At 42.4% G+C, this 6,000-nt stretch carries 4 protein-coding genes and 1 pseudogene; 2 read left to right on the top strand and 3 right to left on the bottom strand.

Translation table 11 applies throughout. The annotated features are described in order from the left end of the window. Nucleotides 1–137 precede the first annotated feature (137 nt). Nucleotides 138–2,231 (bottom strand): Ig-like domain-containing protein, encoded by a 2,094-nt coding sequence (locus AB5642_RS15740; protein WP_195391831.1) that lies wholly within the window; start codon nucleotides 2,229–2,231, stop codon nucleotides 138–140. A gap of 133 nt (nucleotides 2,232–2,364) precedes the next feature. On the opposite strand from AB5642_RS15740, the gene AB5642_RS15735 reads away from it, so the two are divergent. Both AB5642_RS15735 and AB5642_RS15730 read left to right on the top strand, forming a co-directional pair. Next, the gene (locus tag AB5642_RS15735; protein WP_368371743.1) at nucleotides 2,365–4,368 is read left to right on the top strand and encodes a DUF2142 domain-containing protein; all 2,004 of its coding nucleotides are present in this window, start codon (nucleotides 2,365–2,367) and stop codon (nucleotides 4,366–4,368) included. A gap of 96 nt (nucleotides 4,369–4,464) precedes the next feature. Then, nucleotides 4,465–4,548 (top strand): annotated as a pseudogene (locus AB5642_RS15730) (DUF6783 domain-containing protein); the annotation flags it as partial. 100 nt (nucleotides 4,549–4,648) lie between these two features. Here the strand turns inward: AB5642_RS15730 and AB5642_RS15725 are convergent. Continuing rightward, a complete protein-coding gene (locus tag AB5642_RS15725) occupies nucleotides 4,649–5,584 on the bottom strand; it encodes a glycosyltransferase family 2 protein (RefSeq protein ID WP_148462165.1) in 936 nt (311 codons plus the stop codon). Nucleotides 5,585–5,802: 218 nt separating this feature from the next. Further along, nucleotides 5,803–5,982 (bottom strand): hypothetical protein, encoded by a 180-nt coding sequence (locus tag AB5642_RS15720; protein ID WP_226836596.1) that lies wholly within the window; start codon nucleotides 5,980–5,982, stop codon nucleotides 5,803–5,805. Nucleotides 5,983–6,000: the final 18 nt, after the last annotated feature.

Below are 6,000 nucleotides of genomic sequence, written 5' to 3'. Positions count from 1 at the left end.
ATCAATATAACAAGCCCCAGCAAAAAGCCGGGGCTAATACTTCAATTATTTTAGGACATTTTCAAAAACGCTTGACATAAAAAAATACTGTCAAAACCAAAACTTTATTTTGTTTCGGTTCTGACAGTATTTTGGGGTTATTTCTTTACTTTGACTTTGCAGGTAATTTTTTTGTTTCCTGACTTCACTGTAATTGTAGCTGTTCCTTTCTTTTTCGCAACTATTTTTCCTTTTGAATTTACTGCTGCTACTTTGGAATTGGAACTTTTATAAGTTACTTTTTGCTGGCTGGTGACTGGTGTGAGAGTGACTTTCAGCTGAAAGCTTTTTCCTTTTTTGGCAAGGATTATATTCCGTTTATTTACGGAAACAGCAGTTGTTTTTACAATACCTTTCTGCACTTTTACCAGGAAAATCCTACGGCTTCCGTTGGTATAAGTGATGGTTACCGTTGCTTTTCCAGCTTTTTTCCCAGTGATTTTGCCCTTCTTATCCACTTTGACAATCTTTTTATTGGTGGTGCGGACTGACTTTATTTTACCACCTGACTTGTAGGTTTGTTTTACCCGTAAGGTAAGTATGGTGGTAGTTGGTATAGGTGTCGCAGTCGGTATTGGAGCCACGCTTACAGTTGGTATCGGGGCTACACTCGCGGTGGGTGTCGTTTTCGCACTTGCCGTTGGCGCCGGTTTCACGCTTACAGTCGGTGCCGGTTCCGCACTTGCAGTCGGGGTCGGAGCCACACTTACGGTTGGCGCCGGTTTCACGCTTACGGTCGGGGTCGGTCCCGCACTTACGGTTGGCGCCGGTTTCACGCTTACGGTCGGGGTCGGTTCCGCACTTGCAGTCGGAGTCGGAGCCACACTTACGGTTGGCGCTGGTTTCACGCTTACGGTCGGGGTCGGTCCCGCACTTACCGCCGCAGTTGGTGTCACTGTAGGCACAACTGTAACTGCGGGCTCATTTTTCCCCTTATTATCTGCATAACTCTCTTCTGCCAGAACCGGCAAAATAAACACAGGACCAGCCGTTTCTGCTGAAGTAGTAGAAAAACTGGTATACTCCACACGCTCCTCACCAATGGTAATATATTGTCCCTTTGTAGAGCGTCCCACCAGCAAATATCGTGAAGATGGCGGTGTTCCCACATCATCCCATGTGGCATCCACCAGATACCAGTTTCCATCATCCATCTGTACATAATTCCACATGTGCGCTCCAGGAGTTCCTGAAGAAGTTCCCCTGGCTGTTCCGCTGACACAGGCACAATTTATTCCCATATAATAGCAGAAAATTTTCATGGATTTCGCATAGCCCTCGCAGACAAATGCAGGATCTGCATCCAGAAACAACGAGGCGGCAGAATGCACCCACAAAGTATTATCGTTCTTGTAAGTAACTCTCTGACAGATATAATCATGAATCCGCTTTATTTTCTGCTCCATATCCATGCCCAAAGTCTGCTCATTCAGCTCTGCAACAGCACTCTGAACACCACCCATAAAATCCCCCATTCGAGTATGGGAATTCTCACTGATTTCCCTGTTTGCCGGTTTAAAGGTGAAATTCTTAAAGGTTCCCCTGTATCCGGTAGAAGAGGACCCATCCCGAACACAGCTGACCCGGTATCCATAGTTGCTGCCCCTGAACCAGAATGCCTGTGGATAATCATAGGAAAAAGCATCTGAAGCTGCCTGAATGGCTGTTTTCACATCATTGGTAGCCTGTACATAGCTTTCTCCTTTTCTCTGAAAACTGCCATCCTCAACAACTGCTTCAAATGTAATGGTATCAGGAAATTCAAAAGGAAAATCAACACTGTCCAGATACTGGCTGTAATCCACCACATAATTCTGCACCAGAAGATCATACAAGGCCTTTGCATTTCCATCCAACTGAGCACCATAGCTGTCCGTGTAATAGTCCAGAGAAAAAAGGCTGATGCCGCTGTCAACGGAATCTCCTGCAATAGCACCGGAGATGATCTCACCAGATTCTTCTGCCTCAATCCTGTCATTTTCCTCTGTGGAAATTTCAGCCTGAAAGCCATTTAAATCCTCATTCCCCACTTCAGGAGCAGCTGAAAATTCCTCCTCGTTCTCCTCGTCAGCCCATATTTCTTCTACTGCCCCAAAGCCTTCTGCATCCTGCATTTCTGCGGCAACGCACAGGGGCTGAGCAGCCATGACAAATGTTGAAAGTATAACCAGTAAGCGCTTCCGTTTCTTCATTTATCCCTCTCTTTTCTTATAAATCATTGCATATTTATTTCCGATTCGTTATAATATTTTAACATGAAATTTTATTTTTGTGTGAATAGCAGAGCATATTTCACAAATATTTTTTACACAGGAGATTCTATATATGAATAAAGAAAAGAAAATACCAGGACATATCCTCTCGCTTTTTATCATTCTTCTCTCTATCAGTGGTGTATGTCTTCTTATGTATAAAGCCCAGTTTCGTTTTAACCTTCATCAGCCCATTGAGTACGTTATGATGACAACTCATAAACCTACAGGTACCATAACCTTGTCCTCGGATTCCCCCGTTCTTACAGAGACGTTTACCTGTACAGTTCCTGAGTTAAAGATGTTTACACTTGAGGGCTCTGCAAAAAATAAAACTTCCAATGCCCGCCTTTTCATCACCTTGACGAATGCAGATTCCGGAGAAATTTATTATCAGGCAGAACACACGCTTTCCGTTTTCCGCGCAACAAAAAAGAAAGAACTGACCTGCGATCTGTCCCAGCCAGTAAGTGCCTCTGAAAATGCACATTTACAATTAAAACTGAAATTAATAAATGGGGAGAAAACGGTTCTTTCTTTTACATCAAATGAAAAACAGGCCTTAATTCAGGAGTTTAACAACGATACAAACAGTCATACAAATATTATTTATTCCTTCACTTACGGCGACAATAATTTCATGCTTTATTTTTATATTGCGCTGTGTGTTATCTTGCTTTTATTTATAATAATGACATTTTATCTGATCATTATCCGCCAGATGACCGTGCAGAAATTTTATATTCCTGTTGCTTTATTTCTGGGACTGATTTTCCAATGCCTGGTTACCGTTCACGGAGTTCCGGATGAACCAACGCATTTTGATGCAGCTTACAGCCTTTCTAACAAAATGCTGTTTGTAAAAAATACGGAAACCCCAGGCAATACCATATATAAACGGCGTTGTGATGCTCAGTTAAGCGATATGTTAAGCAATGGACTGGAGACGAACTCCTACTACCAGCTTCTGTTTCACAGCTTTGAGTTTGCTTCGGATACGGATCTGATTGAAATTTCCTATGTAAGCACATCAGGTCTGGTTCCTGCAGTCGTTTATGTTCCGGCTGCAATAGGACTTAGTATTGGACGGCTGCTGCATCTTTCCCCCATGCTTACCTTCCAGCTGGCAAGGATCTGCAGTCTTGTGGTATTTATCCTTCTGGTCTATTTTGCCATTTGCATTGCACCATTTGGAAAAAATCTTCTGGGAGCACTTGGGCTTTTGCCTATCACACTGCAGCAGGCAGCTTCTGCTTCCTATGATTCCGTGATAAACGGGTTCATCTTTTTGTTTACGGCACTGTGTTTTTACCGTTTACATAACCCTAAGCGAAAAAAAAGTTACCTGATCGCTCTTGGATTTCTGGCACTGTTCATTGCAATTGTGAAAGGCGGGGTTTACCTTCCACTTTTGTTATTGCTGCTCATGTGTTTTTCCCATGTGCCCCATCATCACATGCATAAAAAGATGCGCTGGATCGTTCCTTTATGTATCTGCGTGGGAGCTGTCCTTTTAATTGCAGTTACTTTAATTAAATTTATGCCTATGTTTTCTGCAATGTTTGCCACAGATATTTCTGCGGATCCGGAAAATACTATTTATCCGATTTCATATGTATTCCAGCACCCGCTCCAGACCATTTATATTTTATGGAATACGGTCATCCAGTGCAGTGACACCATTCTACGAGGCTTATTAGGTGGAAAATTATCCTGGCTGGATATTAATATCAACTGGTCCCTTTTAATAGTATTCCTGATCATTCTTTTACTGCTTGTAAACGTAAAAGGAGACGCCCCGGTTTTCACCAGGAAAAACCGGACATTTATCGCCTTTAGCTGTCTGGGATCTTTGCTGCTGATCATGTTTTCCATGATGGTCGGTTATACCACAATGGATTGTGATCATATACAGGGCATTCAGGGACGTTATTTTCTTCCTCTTGCTCCAGCGCTGTTTTCCCTGTTCTCTACAGCTATGGTGTCTGTGGATCATAACCGCAGCTGTAAAATATGGGAAACTATGATGGTGATTGAAAGTCTTGTTGTTGTACAGGCTATAACAATGATCATATAACAAAAAGTGGAAGCCTTTTTTGTGCTTCCACTTTTTATTATTTCTCCAGGCAGACATATCTTCTCTAGAGCGTGTTTGAAAAGGGCTTTCTGCAAGATGTGCGTCACAATTTGTGGGAGATTTTGTCCGGATGAGGGCGCCGTAGCGGGCTACGACAATCGAATTCGGGCAAAATATACCGCAAAGTGGGGCATGCAGATTGCGGGAATGATTTTTCAAACAGGCTCTAGCGTTACTACCATATATGAACGTTCGTGCTTCGCACTGCTGTCCAGAACTTTCATAATAATTTGTTATACTGCTCCTGTATTCTCTGCAGTTCCATTTCAAAGTCCTGCCGGTTCTTCTGAACCATTGTCTGCAGGACCAGTCCGGAAAACAATGACTGAATTGCTCCCAAAACAGCAAAACCACATACGATCAGAGTAGGAATTTTTCCCACGCGTCCGGTTTCAAGGAAGGTTACAAATACCGGGATAAAGAATCCAATTCCAAGGATCAAAAGCACTGCTGCCACCAGTCCGAAGAATGCCATTGGCTTATAATTGCGGTATAATTTGGCTATGGTTTTCAGTACCCGGAAGCCATCTGAATATGTATTCAGTTTGGATTCACTGCCTTCGGGACGATCTCTGTACTCAATCACTTCATTTTCGATATACATGTTCTTATCAACTGCGTGAATGCTCATTTCAGTCTCAATCTCAAACCCCTTGGATAATACAGGGAAGGACTTTACAAACTGGTAGCTGAATGCTCTGTAGCCTGTCATGATGTCGTTTATCTGGGTTTTAAACATAATGTTAATGCATTTACGCACCAGACTGTTTCCAAAATTATGAAATGGTCGCTTGTTCTCTGTAAAATAAGTGGAGGACAGACGATCTCCCACTACCATATCAACTTTTTTATTCAATACTTTCTCAACCATTGAAGGGGCAAATTCTGCGGGATAAGTATCATCTCCGTCTGCCATGATATAACACTGTGCATCAATTTCACGAAACATTCTGCGAATAACGTTTCCTTTGCCCTGCTGATATTCATATCTGACTACAGCTCCTGCTCTGCGGGCAATTTCATCTGTATGGTCAGTGGAATTATTATCGTATACATATATTACCGCTTCCGGCAATACTTTCTTGAAATCGGTTACAACCTTTTCTATGGTTTTGCTCTCGTTGTAACAGGGAATTAGTACTGCTATTTTATCCATTTTAAATGTTTTCCTTTCCGGTGATTCTTAAGTAAGTTTTCTTTACGCAAAAAATCCGTCGATTGTCTTGTAGCTTTATTTTACTACATAGGCAATCGGCGGGCAAGGGGATTGTTCCCCAAACTATCCGATCAATACTTTTTTCCCCTCAATGTGAACCTCCAGAAATTTTCCGCCTAAAACTCGCACCACAGCCGCAGTTGTGGTGCATTCCTTGTCTATTCCTTTGTTTCTCTCTCAGTTTCTTCCACATTCAGGAAGTTCATTATCTCCTCATAAGACCGTCCACTCTTTACAATTGCTGACAGGATTTCATCTTTCCTTATCGTATCCCGCTTGTCCAATAGCTCTTTCAAAACTGCGGTTGCATGGTCATATCTTTTCTTCGCTGCGATCACATCCGCTTCCACTTTGTA

The organism is Ruminococcus sp. 1001136sp1_2201st1_G3_2201SCRN_220225 (assembly GCF_040924365.1).
Classification (GTDB): Bacteria; Bacillota; Clostridia; order Lachnospirales; family Lachnospiraceae; genus Blautia_A; species Blautia_A faecis.
This window is presented reverse-complemented; position numbering and strand designations above follow the sequence as displayed.

Bases quoted from the DNA above. Each gene is read 5' to 3' on its own strand.
- AB5642_RS15735 (WP_368371743.1), top strand. From the start codon at position 2,365: ATGAATAAAGAAAAGAAAATACCAGGACATATCCTCTCGCTTTTTATC.
- AB5642_RS15740 (WP_195391831.1), bottom strand. From the start codon at position 2,231: ATGAAGAAACGGAAGCGCTTACTGGTTATACTTTCAACATTTGTCATG.
- AB5642_RS15725 (WP_148462165.1), bottom strand. From the start codon at position 5,584: ATGGATAAAATAGCAGTACTAATTCCCTGTTACAACGAGAGCAAAACC.